The following is a 14,323-nucleotide window of genomic DNA, read 5'->3' as shown; positions in this document are numbered from 1 at the left end:
CTTCACGCGAGTAGGAGAAGGCAAACACCAGAGACACGCTGTGTTTTCACTTCTGATCCACTCGAGGAGTGGAATGACTATCTCAACAAAATACTGTATGCACAACCAGTATTTTGTAATTCATTCTCTATCTCTCCAGACTCAGTCCAGAAGGATGGTTTTGCTTGGACCAAGCCCAGCAGGATCTATCGTCGCGCCATGAAAAATAGCTCGCGCCACCCCGAGAGCATGTGAGGTAAGGGTGCGCGGGCTGCCGGTGTTGATTCAGTTCGTCGCACTTTCCGGCTATCGACGTCCAGGCCTTCCCGAGTGCTGTCCTGGCTACAGGTAAAAATGGTGCCGCCACGAGGATTCGAACCCCGAGTCATCCGCTTACAAGGCGGCAGCTCTACCGCTGGAGCTATGGCGGCGAGTTTCGGGCATAAAAAACCCGGCCAAGTGGCCGGGTTCAGGATGAAGCAAAGGAAACTCAGGAGTTCAGCTGGTACAGGAGCCTTCGGATTGAGGGGGCATCGACATCCGCATTCATGCTCTCGAAAAAACTTACGATGTTATGCCCGCGAAGGGCATCATAGAGCTCTTCACCAAGCTCGGTTCGCTCCATCGCACCCGGTATCGCCGGCCCGTTGCCTCTTACACCGGCCGGCCGTATCAAGCCTTCTTCCTGCATTTGCTCAGAAAGACAATCAGCAAATTCCAAGACTTCTTCACAGGTGAGACCAACCTCCTGTTTCGCCGCAATCAAATCACGACGGTAACGGTCGCCGATCAAATCAGGTGTGAACGATTGCCCACCACCATTTGCTTCGGCAAGAAGGCGTCTGACCAACTCCCACATTTCCATGAGCTCGATCCTCGAGGGTCATGTACAAAAAAGCCCGACACCTGCCGGGCTTCTTTTAGTCAATCCTTGATGCGCAGGAATGACAGGATGGGATTAATTTCGCTCACTGAACTCAACAAAAAACCGCACTGGGCTGAGTCCTATAAAGCTCTGATTAATGCACCTGTCCACTACTCAGCTTCGCTTCAGAGAAAGGTGTTGTTGCTGGTGCCGAAAACTTCCAACTCTCACTTGGACCAATGTCCTGGCCATGAGCGATGGTGTTTCCCACTACGCTCCCCTCACTGTCATACAGCTTGAACTTCACAAAAACGTTGGCCAACGTCGCATTTGTATTGTTATGGGCAACGCCCAGAACCGCTGGGTAACCTGCTGCAGCTTTGCCAACCTAGAGATCAGAGACAGTTAGCCAGGACAACGGACTGGACGAACGACTCAACGATAGCCGTGCGCAACGCCGGCAACCATCAGAGTTTTACAAAATGCCCACACCCGAAATCTGAATTGGCGCTCGTCCCGGCCAGCGCATTCGCCCCTTTACAAGTGCGCTGGACCGGTCGAGCGGTGCAACTCTACAAACTGTCGCGGCAACAGTCCCGAACACAATTCTGAATAAACCTGAAGCCTGCTGAGTGCAGGCGAGGACTCCCCATGGCAAATGCCACAGCAGCCAAGGCCACCAGTATTCAGCCGCGCTTCATTCGCTTCGGTGAGCTGCCGACACACCTGCAGAAGATGGCCCTGTTCAAGGTGAACAGGGTTTGCCGCGAGCAGGAGGTCTGCACAGGATGAATGACTCAGCCTGGAAAGAAGCACGGGGGAGAGCGGCGAAACTCTGGCAGGAGGAAAACCTTCGCCCCGCTCACCCAGGGTACGCATCAATCAGGGTTCACGACCTGAAACATACGTTTGGTCGCCGGCTTCGCGCAGCAGGCGTGACGGAGGAAGACCGGAAGGCCTTGCTCGGTCATAAGAACGGCAGCATCACCGGCCACTACTCCGGCGCGGAGCTTCAGAAGCTGATTGACGCTGCAAATAGGGTATCAGCTACGGATTCACGCGGGCCTGTACTGACGATTTTGAAGAGGAGGACAGGATGAAGTCCCGAAAATCTCCCCACAAATGAAAAAGCCCAACCTATGAAGGTTGGGCTAAGTCATTGAATTATATGGTCGGGACGGAGTGATTCGAACACTCGACCCCTAGCACCCCATGCTAGTGCGCTACCGGACTGCGCTACGCCCCGACTAGGCGTGTTACTGGGTTCGCTTCTTAACGAAGCGCTAAAGAATATATCGCAAGCTTTTGAAATATGGAAGTATTTTAAAAGCCAAAAATCACTTCTTGAGCACCACCAGAACGTCCTCCAGTTCGGAGATCATCTGGCGGATCAATTGCTTGTACTGGGTGGTGTCGTCTTTGGCTTCATCACCGGAAAGGCGCAGGCGCGCTCCACCGATGGTGAACCCCTGGTCATAAAGCAACGCGCGGATCTGCCGGATCATCAGCACATCCTGGCGCTGATAATACCGGCGATTTCCGCGGCGCTTGACAGGGTTGAGTTGAGGAAACTCCTGCTCCCAATAACGCAGCACATGCGGTTTGACCGCACAGAGCTCGCTGACTTCGCCGATGGTGAAGTAGCGCTTGCCCGGAATGACCGGGAGCTCGTCGTTATGACTTGGTTCCAGCATAAGCCTCAACTCGGGCCTTCAACTTCTGCCCTGGACGAAAGGTGACCACACGGCGTGCCGTGATCGGGATTTCTTCACCCGTCTTCGGATTGCGGCCAGGTCGCTGGCGTTTATCCCGAAGATCGAAGTTACCGAAACCGGACAGTTTGACCTGTTCGTTATCTTCGAGAGCGTGCCTGATTTCCTCAAAAAACAGCTCGACCAATTCCTTGGCCTCACGTTTATTCAGGCCCAGCTCTTCGTAGAGACGTTCGGCCATTTCAGCTTTCGTCAGAGCCCCCATACGTCACTTCCTTAACGTGGCGTTCAACCTTTGTTCGAGCGAGGTGAGGATATTTTGCGTCGTGGAGTTCACCTCATCGTCATTAAGAGTGCGCGATGGATGCTGCCAGGTCAAGCCAACTGCAAGGCTTTTTCTATGAGGATCAATGCCTTTACCTTGGTACACGTCAAACAACCTGAGGTCTGTCAGCCATTCGCCTGCATTCTCACGGATTACGTCCAGTACCGCGCTGGCGGCCACATCACGATCAGCCAGCAGGGCCAAGTCACGACGCACTTCAGGAAAGCGCGACAACTCGTGGAATTCAGGCATTTTTCCCGAGGCTACTTCGGCCAGAACCAGCTCGAAAACGAAGACCGGACGGTCGAGACCGAGGGTTTTCGACAATTCAGGGTGGATAGCGCCGATATAGCCAACCAGACGACCTTCACGCTCGATGCGCGCGGTCTGACCCGGGTGCAACGCAGGGTGCTTGCCAGGCGCGAAAGTGAACGCATCGAGTGCGCCGGCAAAGCCCAGTACCGCTTCCACGTCAGCCTTGACGTCAAAGAAGTCCACAACGTCGCGACCTTGTGCCCAACCTTCCGGCAGACGAGTGCCGCACACCACGCCGGCCAGCATTGGCTCTTGCTTCAAGCCTTCCAGTTGACCGACGAAACGCAGACCGCTCTCGAACAGACGGACACGGTCCTGCTGACGGTTCAGGTTGTGCTGAAGCGCCTTGACCAGCCCCGGCCACAGCGACGAACGCATGGCAGCCATGTCGTTGGAAATCGGATTGGCCAGCAACAGCGGCTCGACACCCGGATTAAACAACTCGAACTGTTTCGGATCGATGAAGCTGTAGGTGATAGCTTCCTGGTAACCGCGGGCCACCAGCAAACGACGCAACTCAGGCAGCTCGCTACGAGCTTCAGCCTTCGCTTGTGGAGCCAGGCGCGCTTGTGGGTAGCGAACCGGCAGGCGGTTGTAGCCGTACAGACGGGCCAGTTCTTCGATCAGATCGACTTCCAGGCTGATGTCGAAGCGATGGCTTGGCACTTCAACGCGCCACTGCCCTGCTCCATCGGCGGAAATCTTCAGGCCCAGGGCAGCGAGCAGACGCTCGACTTCCGGCGCGTCGATTTCCATGCCCAGCATCTGGGTGATGCGCTCGGCACGCAGGGTGACCGGAGCGATCGACGGCAGGTGCTGCTCGCTGACCGCTTCGATGATCGGGCCGGCTTCGCCACCCGTGATCTCCAGCAGCAAACCAGTGGCGCGCTCCATGGCTTCACGGGCCAGTTGCCAGTCCACACCACGCTCGTAGCGATGCGAGGCGTCGGTATGCAGACCATAGGAACGAGCTTTACCAGCGACAGCGATCTGGTCGAAGAAGGCACTTTCCAGGAAAACATCGCGGGTAGTCGCGGTTACGCCACTGTGCTCGCCGCCCATGACACCGGCAATCGCCAGGGCACGAGTGTGGTCGGCGATAACCAGGGTATCGCTGCGCAGGGTCACTTCCTGGCCATCCAGCAAGACCAGCTTCTCGCCCTCTTCGGCCATCCGTACACGGATGCCACCGTTGATTTCGGCGAGATCGAAAGCATGCAGCGGCTGCCCCAGTTCCAGCATCACGTAGTTGGTGATATCCACGGCTGCATCGATGCTGCGTACATCAGCACGACGCAGGCGCTCGACCATCCACAGCGGGGTCGGCTTAGACAGGTCGACATTACGGACAACCCGGCCCAGATAACGCGGGCAAGCAGCAGGCGCCAGCACTTCAACCGGACGCACTTCATCGTGTGCAGGCGCCACGGATAGCACCACCGGACGGGTAACTGGTGCGGCATAGAGCGCGCCGACTTCACGGGCAAGACCCGCCAGCGACAGGCAGTCACCGCGGTTAGGAGTCAGATCGACTTCAATGCTGGCGTCGTCCAGCTCCAGGTACTCACGGAAATCCTTGCCTACCGGTGCATCGACCGGCAACTCCATCAGACCGTCATTGCCCTCTCCCACCTGCAGTTCTACCTGGGAGCACAGCATGCCGTTCGACTCGACGCCGCGCAGCTTGGCCTTCTTGATCTTGAAGTCGCCAGGCAGTTCTGCACCGATCATGGCGAAAGGGATCTTCAGGCCCGGACGCACGTTTGGCGCACCGCACACGACCTGGAAGGTTTCCACGCCGTTGCTGACCTGGCAAACACGTAGCTTGTCGGCATCGGGGTGTTGCTCGGTGCTCAGCACTTCGCCCACCACCACGCCACTGAAAACACCGGCGGCCGGCGTCACGCTATCGACCTCAAGACCGGCCATCGACAGACGAGCAACCAGCTCGTCGCGACTTACCTGCGGGCTTACCCAGCCGCGCAGCCATTGTTCACTGAATTTCATCCTGCTCTCCTGAAAGATTCGTTACGGGCGTGCGACCTAGCGAAATTGCGCGAGGAACCGCAAGTCGTTGTCGAAGAACAGGCGCAAGTCATTCACGCCGTAACGCAGCATGGCCAGACGCTCGGCGCCCATGCCGAAGGCAAAGCCCTGGAACTCTTCCGGATCGATCCCGGACATGCGCAGCACGTTCGGATGCACCATGCCGCAGCCCATGACTTCCAGCCAGCCGGTCTGCTTGCAGACACGGCAGCCTTTACCGCTGCACATCACACATTCCATGTCGACTTCGGCGGACGGCTCGGTGAACGGGAAGTACGAAGGACGGAAACGCACCGCCAGTTCTTTTTCGAAGAACACCCGCAGGAACTCTTCAATGGTCCCTTTGAGGTCGGCGAAATTGATGTCGCGATCGATCAGCAGGCCTTCGACCTGGTGGAACATCGGCGAGTGGGTGATATCGGAGTCGCTACGGTACACACGGCCTGGGCAGACAATGCGGATCGGCGGCTGCTGCGATTCCATGGTGCGGACCTGTACCGGCGAGGTATGGGTGCGCAACAGCATGTTCGCGTTGAAATAGAAGGTGTCATGCATCGAACGGGCCGGGTGGTGGCCTGGGATGTTGAGCGCCTCGAAGTTGTGATAGTCGTCTTCGACCTCGGGGCCTTCGGCGATGCCGTAGCCGATATGGGTGAAGAACTGTTCAATACGTTCCAGGGTCCGGGTCACAGGATGCAGACCGCCGGAGACCTGGCCGCGGCCTGGCAGGGTCACATCGATGGACTCGGCGGACAGTTTGGCAGCCAGCTCGGCCTCTTCAAACAAAGCCTTACGCGTATTGAGAGCCTCTGTAACACGCTCCTTGGCAACGTTGATCAGGGCGCCGACCTGCGGACGCTCCTCTGCCGGCAAATTCCCCAGGGTCTTCATCACCTGAGTCAATTCACCCTTCTTGCCAAGGTACTGAACCCGGATTTGCTCCAGGGCATTGATATCTTCAGCGCTTTGCACAGCCTCTAGTGCTTGAGAGACCAGCGCATCCAGGTTTTCCATGTACAGACTCCAGATACAAAATAGGGGAAGAGCTTGTAGGCTCTTCCCCTATTTATGACGTTTAACACCTGAGCCCACAGAGGTGAGCCCGGGTGACTGTCGGGGGTACTTAAGCCAGAGTGGCTTTAGCTTTCTCGACAATCGCAGCAAACGCCGCTTTTTCGTTCACTGCCAGATCAGCCAGAACCTTACGGTCGATCTCGATGGACGCTTTTTTCAGGCCGGCGATGAAACGGCTGTAGGACAGACCGTTGATACGAGCACCAGCGTTGATACGAGCGATCCACAGAGCGCGGAACTGACGTTTTTTCTGACGACGGTCACGGTAGGCGTATTGGCCTGCCTTGATTACCGCTTGCTTGGCAACACGGAATACGCGGGAACGCGCGCCGTAGTAGCCTTTAGCAAGTTTCAGAATTTTTTTGTGACGTTTACGGGCAATGACGCCACGCTTTACACGAGCCATGAGTTACTTCCTCTATTCTTGATCCAAAAATTAACGAAGGCGCAGCATGCGCTCGACTTTTGCCACGTCAGACGGATGCAGCAAGCTGCTACCGCGCAGTTGACGCTTACGCTTGGTCGACATTTTGGTCAGGATGTGGCTCTTGAAAGCGTGCTTGTGCTTGATACCGTTAGCAGTTTTCAGAAACCGCTTAGCAGCACCACTTTTGGTTTTCATCTTTGGCATGTTCGGATACTCCGCATTCAGTTGATAAACATAATCAGAAGGCCTGCCGTGCCCTGTTGATTACTTCTTCTTTTTCGGGGCGATGACCATGATCAGCTGGCGTCCTTCCATCTTAGGATGCTGTTCGACCGAACCGTACTCTTGCAGGTCAGCTTCAACCCGCTTGAGGAGTTCCATCCCCAGCTCCTGGTGGGCCATCTCACGGCCGCGGAATCGCAAGGATACCTTGGCCCTGTCCCCGTCACTCAGGAAACGTACCAGGTTGCGCAGTTTTACCTGGTAATCCCCTTCCTCCGTCCCTGGACGAAACTTGATTTCTTTTACCTGAATCTGCTTCTGGTTCTTCTTCGCCGCGGCAATCTGCTTCTTCTTCTCGAAGATCGACTTGCCGTAGTCCATCACACGGCAAACCGGTGGGACTGCGTCGGCGGAGATTTCCACCAGATCAAGCTTGGCTTCTTCAGCAATACGAAGCGCTTCATCAATCGAGACGATGCCAATCTGCTCGCCGTCAGCGCCAATTAACCGAACCTCGCGTGCCGAGATATTCTCGTTGATCGGGGCTTTCGGTGCAGCTCGTTTATCTTGTCTCATTTCACGCTTAATAATAATTACTCCGAATCTGGGCGACCACGCCGGGAAACCGCTTGTGCAAGGAACTCCGAGAACTGGGCGACGGGCATCGAGCCCAGGTCAGCACCTTCACGGGTACGCACAGCGACAGTCTGCGTCTCGACTTCCCGATCTCCAATAACCAAGAGATAGGGAACCTTGAGCAAAGTATGCTCGCGGATTTTAAAGCCGATCTTTTCATTTCTCAAGTCAGACTTGGCACGAAATCCGCTTTGGTTGAGGGTTTTTTCCACTTCGAGGGCAAAATCTGCCTGTTTATCAGTGATATTCATCACCACGGCCTGGGTCGGAGCCAGCCACGCAGGGAATGCCCCTTCGTAATGCTCGATCAGAATCCCGACGAAACGCTCGAAGGAACCGAGGATCGCTCGGTGCAACATCACCGGATGTTTACGGCTGTTATCTTCGGAAACGTACTCGGCGCCCAGACGGATCGGCAGGTTGAAATCGAGCTGCAAGGTACCACACTGCCAGACACGCCCCAGGCAGTCTTTCAGTGAGAACTCGATTTTCGGACCGTAGAACGCCCCTTCGCCCGGTTGCAGGTCATATGGCAGCCCAGCGCTATCAAGCGCAGCGGCCAAGGCATTTTCAGCGCGATCCCACAGCTCGTCGGACCCCACACGCTTTTCAGGGCGGGTGGAAAGCTTCATTTCGATGTCCTTGAAGCCAAAGTCGGCATAGACATCCATGGTCAGCTTGATGAACGCGGCGGATTCAGCCTGCATCTGCTCTTCGGTACAGAAGATATGCGCATCGTCCTGGGTGAAGGCCCGCACCCGCATGATGCCGTGCAATGCACCGGACGGCTCGTTACGGTGACAGGCACCGAACTCGGCCAGACGCATCGGCAGCTCGCGGTAGCTCTTCAGGCCCTGATTGAATACCTGCACGTGGCATGGGCAGTTCATCGGCTTGATGGCGTAGTCGCGGCTTTCCGACTCGGTGGTGAACATGTTTTCGGCGTAGTTGGCCCAGTGCCCGGATTTCTCCCACAGGCTGCGATCGACCACCTGCGGAGTCTTGATCTCCAGGTAGCCGTTTTCGCGCTGAACCTTGCGCATGTACTGCTCGAGCACCTGGTACAGGGTCCAGCCGTTCGGATGCCAGAACACCATGCCCGGCGCTTCTTCCTGGGTATGGAACAGGCCCAGGCGCTTGCCGATCTTGCGATGGTCGCGCTTCTCGGCTTCTTCGATACGCTGGATGTAAGCAGCCAGTTGCTTCTTGTCCGCCCAAGCGGTGCCGTAGACACGCTGCAGCTGCTCGTTCTTGGCATCGCCACGCCAGTAGGCGCCGGACAGCTTGGTCAGCTTGAAGGACTTGAGGAAACGAGTATTCGGCACGTGCGGACCGCGGCACATGTCGACGTATTCTTCGTGGTAGTACAGGCCCATGGCCTGTTCGTTCGGCATGTCCTCGACCAGGCGCAGCTTGTAGTCTTCGCCGCGAGCCTTGAACACTTCGATCACTTCGGCGCGCGGAGTGACTTTTTTGATGACGTCGTAATCTTTCTCGATCAGCTGCTGCATGCGCTGTTCGATGGCCGCCAGGTCGTCCGGGGTGAAAGGACGCTCGTAGGCGATATCGTAATAGAAGCCTTCATCGATCACCGGACCGATAACCATCTTCGCGGTCGGATACAGCTGCTTGACCGCATGGCCAACCAGGTGAGCGCAAGAGTGGCGAATGATCTCCAGCCCCTCTTCATCCTTTGGCGTGATGATTTGCAGGGTCGCGTCGCTGTCGATCGGATCGCAGGCGTCGACCAGTTTGCCATTGACCTTGCCGGCCACGGTGGCCTTGGCCAGACCTGCACCAATGGATGCCGCGACCTCGGCTACGGAAACCGGATGATCGAATGAACGTTGACTGCCGTCGGGAAGAGTAATAGTGGGCATGGCGCCTCCTCTCCTAGTGGTGACCCCTACCAAAGGTCACGTGGGTTGGGATGAGCCAGTACGCGGTTCGATCCAGGCCGTTCGTGACGAACGCCTGCCTCACAGTGGCAGGAGCCTTGCGGCCAACCGGTAAAACGAACCAGAGTGACTGGAGTTCAAATCAGAAAAATAGAGGCATAGACCGCGGTGGGATTGAAATTCGCCCAGAGCCTGAAAACACCCAAGCCGGGCATGCTAGCACAGATGAACGGTCATCGCGCCGTACTTCCCACCGGGAGCAGCGTAACAGAGCTTTCTAAGCTGGAAAGTGAACTTGATGTGTACGCAGGGTCTCAAATACACCGAGAATCGCCATTCTTGTACCAAATCTCAGGAGAGCTCGACTCATGCGCCTCACCCAACTATTCGCCCTTGCCGCCCCTTTCGCCCTGCTGCTGCCATTGAGCGCGCAAGCCGCCTGGCCAGCCGGGGTACGTGCCGAATACATGAAGGATTGCACAGCTGCCGCCAGCCAGAGCGTTGATGTGAAAAGTGCGGAAAAGCACTGCGCCTGTGGTGCGGACAAGCTCAATGAGAAATTCACTACCGACGAAATCAAACAACTCATGAGCAAGCAGACTCAACCGGATCCGGCGCTGAGAACCAAGGCGCTGGACGCTATTGCCGCTTGCCGGGTGGTGAAATAAGTCTTTAAAGCGCGCGAGAGGGCCTTGGATCAGGTTCGATGCGATCTGAAAACTGGCTTTTTTTCATAATTTACGCAGCTTTTACGGCTTTTTTTATCACCGAATATTTTCGGTGAAAGCCCCTTAAACCGGGGCCTTCAGCCGATCGGAGCAACAAAACGGACTCAACCACCTGGGAATCGGCACGTCCAGGGGGCTCCCAAGTCGAACATTTCGACTATGATAGCCCGGTGTGCCCAGTTGGCCTGAGCAGCACAGTACTACTGAAAATATATGTTTCTTGGAGATACACCATGTCTAATCGCCAAACCGGCACCGTAAAATGGTTCAACGATGAAAAAGGCTTCGGCTTCATCACTCCTCAAGGTGGCGGTGACGACCTGTTCGTACACTTCAAAGCTATTGAAAGCGACGGTTTCAAAAGCCTGAAAGAAGGCCAGACCGTTTCCTTCGTGGCTGAGAAAGGCCAAAAGGGTATGCAAGCTGCACAAGTTCGTCCTGAGTAATTTCTCAGCGAGCTAAAAAAACCCCGTCCATGTGACGGGGTTTTTTATGCAGGGTGCAAAAGCGCTGATGAGATCAGCCGCAGTTGACCCGGGTGACCACCAGGTTGGTGTCGGTGTTGAGATTCAGCCGATCGGAACGGTATTCCAGGGTGATCATGTCATTCGGCTTGAGAATACGGGCGTTCTGCGCACCTGCGCGAGTGCGCGCCTGTTCCAGCAGCTCAGGCGAAGCTTTTTTGCCGATGGCGAACTCGGCCGCCTTAGCCTCACAGCGGCTATGGCCGCTCTCGGTCGCTACCGGATCCTTATCCGGCGAAGAAGTGCTGCACCCTGCCAAAACGACTGCAGCCAACAAGGTACCGAATGACGCGAGCTTCCAAGGCATGAAGCCTCCTTTTCAAAAATAAGCAGAGATAGTGCGACAACCACTCTGACTATTGGTTTCACAAACGGACTGGCCAATGGCTCCTGGCCAGACAGCGGGCAAGTCTGCATCAGGTACGGCCACGTTTTCATGCAGCAATCGTGACCGGATATGAACAGCCTCAGTAAATATCGATGTAATCGAACGGCGGCTTTGGCCAGTTCTGTTTCAATGCGTTAAGAATCTGCGTCACCCAGACCTCATCGCTGGCCGCTACCAGCCCGACATAACCGGAGCCGGCGGCCCAGGTTTCCAGCCTGAACAGCAGGCCGTCGATTTCCGCGCCACCGACCACGCCCGACGAGATGTAGGCAATGCCCGTTTTGGTCACTCGCAGCTGGGTATGCACATCGTCACTGGCCGACGCCAGCAACTGGCGCACCGCCTCGAAGGTCAAGGCATCAGGGTTATTCAAATCGATCTGCACACTGGCACCCTTTGAAAACTGACAATGACCAAGTGTCGCACAGCCCTCCCCTCATGCCTAAGTCGGAGTGCGAAAAGCCCGCCAAGGTGTTTAACTCTACAAGACCGGAAGCCCTCGACAAGCGCCTGTCCGGCCCGCCCATTTCCGAGCTTGCGAGACCTCCATGGCCACCGTGACTATCGACGCCGACATCAAAGCCAGATGGCCTGAAGGCCACTGTTCCTACAGCCCCGGCAGCCCCGAAGAGCTGGCGATCATCGGCATCGACTTACTGATCAGGGAGCTGGGCACCGAAGCGGCCCAGACGTTCATCGAGCAGATATTCGAGAAGTATCCCGGCGAACACTCAGGCACGCCGGATACAGAGAAGGCGTAACGCCCGGCAGGCTGGCACCTGCCGGGAATAGCACTTATTTCAGGCGAGCCAGGCGCTCGGTCAGCAGATCGAAGAAGCCCTGGGCATCGCCATTCTCCACCCAGAACACGTTCTTCTCCTGCTTCAGGCCGTCGTACCAATCGACGATGGTCTGGCCGAAGGTCGGACCTTCACGGCTGTCGATGACCATGTTGGCCTGGCGCCCGCTGAACAGCTCGGGCTTGAGCAGGTAGGCAACGACGGTCGCATCATGCACCGGGCCGCCCGGGATGCCGTAGTGCTCCATGTCACCCTTGACGTATTCGTTGAGGATATCCCCCACCACCTTGCTGGCATTGTTGTTCAAGGCCGCGATCTTCTGCAGGCGCGCGTCGCTGGTCAGCACCTTGTGGGTGACGTCCAGCGGCAGGTAAGTCAGCTTCACGCCGCTCTTGAGCACCACCTCGGCGGCCTGCGGGTCGGCGAACAGATTGAACTCCGCCACCGGGGTGATATTGCCGCCATTGAAATGCGCCCCGCCCATGACCACCACTTCCTTGATGCCTTGAGTGATATCCGGTGCCTGGATCAGCGCCAGCGCCAGGTTGGTCTGCGGCCCCAGCATGGCGATGGTGATGCTGTGGGGCTTGGCGGCGCGCAGGGTGTCGATCAGGTAATTGATCGCACTACCCTCGGCCAGGCCTTTTTTCGGCTCGTGCACCGTGACCCCGGAAATACCTTCCTTGCCATGAATGTTCTCGGCATAGATCGGTGTGCGCAGCAACGGCTTCGGCGCGCCCGCGTACACCGGCACCTCCTCTCGTCCCGCCCACTCACGGGCCAGGCGCGCATTGCGCGAGGTCTTGTCCAGGCGCACGTTGCCGGCCACCGTGGTCAGCGCGCGAATATGCAGCTCTTCCGGCGACGCCAGGGCGAACAGCAACGCAACCACATCATCGGCCCCCGGATCGGTATCGATGATCAGATCGATTTTTTCTGCCGCATGGGCGCTTGTAGCAGTGAACAGGGACACGAGCAGAACACTCCGAATCAGGTGTTTCAGTAGCTGAGCATAGCGGTGCATGGCGCACTCCTTTGCGTGGTTGAACAGAGAAAGGCAACGCTCAGAACGTCACCCCGGCAATCAAAGCGATGTTGCAATAAGGCTGGCACTCCCCGGTACGGACGATTGCCCGCGCCTGGCGGCTAAGCACCTTGAACTCATCGTGGCTCAACAGCTTGCGCGCACCCAGCGCCCCCTCGGCGCTCAGCGCCTCGAGCGCCTGCAGGGCCGAGGACTGCCGATCCAGGGCCTCTTGCGCCAGTACGTGGCCCTCCACCTGCATCTCGCAAAGCACCACCTGCAGGGTGCTGAGGAAGTCCGGAATGCCCTGGGTCAGGGCCAGATCGATCAACTCGACGCCCGGCGGCACGGGCAGGCCGGCATCGCCGATAACCACGATATCGCCGTGCCCCAGGGAGGCAATCAGTCGCGACAGGGCGACATTGAGCAAGGGTGTTTTTTTCATGCGGGAGGGAACGCCTGTACGTCGGACAACGTGGGAATGGAAGGTTGCGCACCCGGCCGGGTCACCGACAGCGCCGCCGCGACCTGGCCGAAACGAATCGCCTCGGCCTCGCTCTTGCCGGCAGCCAGGGCCGCGGCAAAACCACCGACGAAGGTATCGCCGGCGGCCGTGGTGTCGACCGCCTTGACCCTGGGCGCGGGGAAATGCTCGAAGCTCGTGCCATTGGCGAACAGCGAGCCCTGGGCGCCGAGCGTGATGATGACCTTGCCGGCCCCGGCAGCGATCAAGCGAGCGGCTGCGGCTTCGGCGCTCGCCAGGGAATCCACCGGCAAGCCGCTGAGAGCCGCGGCTTCGCTTTCGTTGGGGATCAGATAGTCGATGGACGCGTACCAGTCCGCCGGCAACGGGCCACTGGCCGGTGCGGGGTTGAGGATCACTGTCTTGCCCAGTTCACGGCCACGCTTGAGGCTATGCCCCACCGTGGGCAGCGGCACCTCGAGCTGGCAGATGATCACGTCGGCCGCTTGCAGCACCTTGTCGAAACCGCTGACCACTTCTGGCGTGAGCTGACCATTGCCGCCGGCCACGATCACGATCGCGTTCTGGCTGCTGTCGTCCACCACGATCAAGGCGACGCCGCTGGAGCCCGCGACAGCGGTGACGGCCTGGCAATCGATCTGTTCGGCGAGCAACGCCGAGCGCAATTGCTCGCCGTAGGCATCATCACCGACGCAGCCGACCATCGACACCTGGGCGCCCAGGCGGGCTGCCGCCACCGCCTGGTTCGCCCCCTTGCCGCCGGAAACCGTGGCGAACGACTGGCCGATCAGGGTTTCACCGGCTCGCGGCAGCCGCTCGGCCCGGGTGACCAGGTCCATGTTGAGGCTGCCTACTACCACTACTTTTGCTGACATA

General features: G+C 57.6%; 18 protein-coding genes, 2 tRNA genes and 2 pseudogenes. 5 read left to right on the top strand and 17 right to left on the bottom strand.

What is annotated here, in order from left to right; all coding sequences use genetic code 11:
- Positions 1–334: 334 nt before the first annotated feature.
- The 3 genes and pseudogenes from ACTJKT_RS21015 to ACTJKT_RS21005 form a co-directional block, all read right to left on the bottom strand.
- Positions 335–410: transfer RNA gene (locus tag ACTJKT_RS21015), tRNA-Thr, on the bottom strand.
- A 59-nt stretch (positions 411–469) separates the two neighbouring features.
- Entirely contained in the window at positions 470–844 is a 375-nt protein-coding gene (locus ACTJKT_RS21010; protein ID WP_440788402.1) for a hypothetical protein, read from the bottom strand.
- A 154-nt stretch (positions 845–998) separates the two neighbouring features.
- Positions 999–1,202: pseudogene (locus ACTJKT_RS21005) on the bottom strand (FxLYD domain-containing protein); the annotation flags it as partial.
- A gap of 293 nt (positions 1,203–1,495) precedes the next feature.
- Between ACTJKT_RS21005 and ACTJKT_RS21000 the strand changes: the two are divergent.
- Positions 1,496–1,636 carry a hypothetical protein gene (locus ACTJKT_RS21000; protein ID WP_440788401.1) on the top strand — a complete coding sequence of 47 codons (141 nt, stop codon included), beginning with the start codon at positions 1,496–1,498 and terminating at the stop codon, positions 1,634–1,636.
- Positions 1,624–1,944: pseudogene (locus ACTJKT_RS20995) on the top strand (tyrosine-type recombinase/integrase); the annotation flags it as partial. The gene ACTJKT_RS21000 and the pseudogene ACTJKT_RS20995, both read left to right, overlap by 13 nt.
- A gap of 69 nt (positions 1,945–2,013) precedes the next feature.
- Here ACTJKT_RS20995 and ACTJKT_RS20990 read toward each other — a convergent pair.
- The 9 genes from ACTJKT_RS20990 to thrS form a co-directional block, all read right to left on the bottom strand.
- Positions 2,014–2,090, bottom strand: a tRNA-Pro gene (locus ACTJKT_RS20990).
- A gap of 91 nt (positions 2,091–2,181) precedes the next feature.
- Positions 2,182–2,538, bottom strand: a complete 357-nt coding sequence (locus tag ACTJKT_RS20985) for a MerR family transcriptional regulator (protein ID WP_007920509.1) — start codon at positions 2,536–2,538, stop codon at positions 2,182–2,184.
- Positions 2,519–2,821, bottom strand: coding sequence for an integration host factor subunit alpha (ihfA, locus tag ACTJKT_RS20980; protein ID WP_002553164.1), 303 nt, complete (start codon positions 2,819–2,821; stop codon positions 2,519–2,521). Before ihfA ends, ACTJKT_RS20985 begins: the two co-directional genes overlap by 20 nt.
- Positions 2,822–2,824: 3 nt before the next feature.
- Positions 2,825–5,203, bottom strand: coding sequence for a phenylalanine--tRNA ligase subunit beta (pheT, locus tag ACTJKT_RS20975; RefSeq protein WP_440788400.1), 2,379 nt, complete (start codon positions 5,201–5,203; stop codon positions 2,825–2,827).
- 36 nt (positions 5,204–5,239) lie between these two features.
- A complete protein-coding gene (gene pheS, locus ACTJKT_RS20970; RefSeq protein ID WP_007920512.1) occupies positions 5,240–6,256 on the bottom strand; it encodes a phenylalanine--tRNA ligase subunit alpha in 1,017 nt (338 codons plus the stop codon).
- Between the two features lie 109 nt (positions 6,257–6,365).
- Positions 6,366–6,722 (bottom strand): 50S ribosomal protein L20, encoded by a 357-nt coding sequence (rplT, locus tag ACTJKT_RS20965; protein WP_007905879.1) that lies wholly within the window; start codon positions 6,720–6,722, stop codon positions 6,366–6,368.
- A gap of 30 nt (positions 6,723–6,752) precedes the next feature.
- Positions 6,753–6,947, bottom strand: coding sequence for a 50S ribosomal protein L35 (gene rpmI, locus ACTJKT_RS20960; protein ID WP_002553160.1), 195 nt, complete (start codon positions 6,945–6,947; stop codon positions 6,753–6,755).
- Between the two features lie 60 nt (positions 6,948–7,007).
- Positions 7,008–7,559 (bottom strand): translation initiation factor IF-3, encoded by a 552-nt coding sequence (infC, locus tag ACTJKT_RS20955; RefSeq protein WP_169914426.1) that lies wholly within the window; start codon positions 7,557–7,559, stop codon positions 7,008–7,010.
- On the bottom strand, positions 7,559–9,481 hold the full coding sequence (gene thrS / locus ACTJKT_RS20950) for a threonine--tRNA ligase (RefSeq protein ID WP_097302747.1): 1,923 nt from the start codon (positions 9,479–9,481) through the stop codon (positions 7,559–7,561). Before thrS ends, infC begins: the two co-directional genes overlap by 1 nt.
- Positions 9,482–9,867: 386 nt before the next feature.
- Here thrS and ACTJKT_RS20945 point away from each other — a divergent pair, with 386 nt between their 5' ends.
- Together ACTJKT_RS20945 and ACTJKT_RS20940 are read left to right on the top strand one after the other, a co-directional pair.
- Positions 9,868–10,167, top strand: coding sequence for a hypothetical protein (locus ACTJKT_RS20945; protein ID WP_009043058.1), 300 nt, complete (start codon positions 9,868–9,870; stop codon positions 10,165–10,167).
- A gap of 293 nt (positions 10,168–10,460) precedes the next feature.
- Positions 10,461–10,673: a cold-shock protein gene (locus tag ACTJKT_RS20940; RefSeq protein ID WP_003179963.1), complete on the top strand. Its 213-nt coding sequence runs from the start codon at positions 10,461–10,463 to the stop codon at positions 10,671–10,673.
- Between the two features lie 73 nt (positions 10,674–10,746).
- Here ACTJKT_RS20940 and ACTJKT_RS20935 read toward each other — a convergent pair whose 3' ends face one another.
- Together ACTJKT_RS20935 and ACTJKT_RS20930 are read right to left on the bottom strand one after the other, a co-directional pair.
- Complete coding sequence (locus ACTJKT_RS20935; protein WP_025804144.1) at positions 10,747–11,058, bottom strand: I78 family peptidase inhibitor; 312 nt, start codon at positions 11,056–11,058, stop codon at positions 10,747–10,749.
- 160 nt (positions 11,059–11,218) lie between these two features.
- Positions 11,219–11,524, bottom strand: coding sequence for a hypothetical protein (locus ACTJKT_RS20930; RefSeq protein ID WP_009048129.1), 306 nt, complete (start codon positions 11,522–11,524; stop codon positions 11,219–11,221).
- 163 nt (positions 11,525–11,687) lie between these two features.
- Here ACTJKT_RS20930 and ACTJKT_RS20925 point away from each other — a divergent pair, with 163 nt between their 5' ends.
- Positions 11,688–11,900, top strand: a complete 213-nt coding sequence (locus tag ACTJKT_RS20925) for a hypothetical protein (RefSeq protein ID WP_025804146.1) — start codon at positions 11,688–11,690, stop codon at positions 11,898–11,900.
- A 34-nt stretch (positions 11,901–11,934) separates the two neighbouring features.
- Here the strand turns inward: ACTJKT_RS20925 and ACTJKT_RS20920 are convergent, their stop codons facing one another.
- From ACTJKT_RS20920 to rbsK, 3 genes are read right to left on the bottom strand one after another with little or no spacing between them, the layout of a single operon-like run.
- Positions 11,935–12,963: a nucleoside hydrolase gene (locus ACTJKT_RS20920; protein ID WP_053278218.1), complete on the bottom strand. Its 1,029-nt coding sequence runs from the start codon at positions 12,961–12,963 to the stop codon at positions 11,935–11,937.
- Positions 12,964–13,003: 40 nt separating this feature from the next.
- Positions 13,004–13,408: a D-ribose pyranase gene (gene rbsD / locus ACTJKT_RS20915; protein WP_440788399.1), complete on the bottom strand. Its 405-nt coding sequence runs from the start codon at positions 13,406–13,408 to the stop codon at positions 13,004–13,006.
- On the bottom strand, positions 13,405–14,322 hold the full coding sequence (gene rbsK, locus ACTJKT_RS20910; RefSeq protein ID WP_440788398.1) for a ribokinase: 918 nt from the start codon (positions 14,320–14,322) through the stop codon (positions 13,405–13,407). The genes rbsD and rbsK overlap by 4 nt, the downstream gene beginning before the upstream one ends.
- Between the last annotated feature and the right edge of the window lies 1 nt (position 14,323).

Source organism: Pseudomonas sp. 22526 (genome assembly GCF_052044735.1).
Classification (GTDB): domain Bacteria; phylum Pseudomonadota; class Gammaproteobacteria; order Pseudomonadales; family Pseudomonadaceae; genus Aquipseudomonas; species Aquipseudomonas piscium.
Note: the sequence above shows the minus strand (reverse complement) of the source record. Positions and strands in the feature narration are given on the sequence as shown.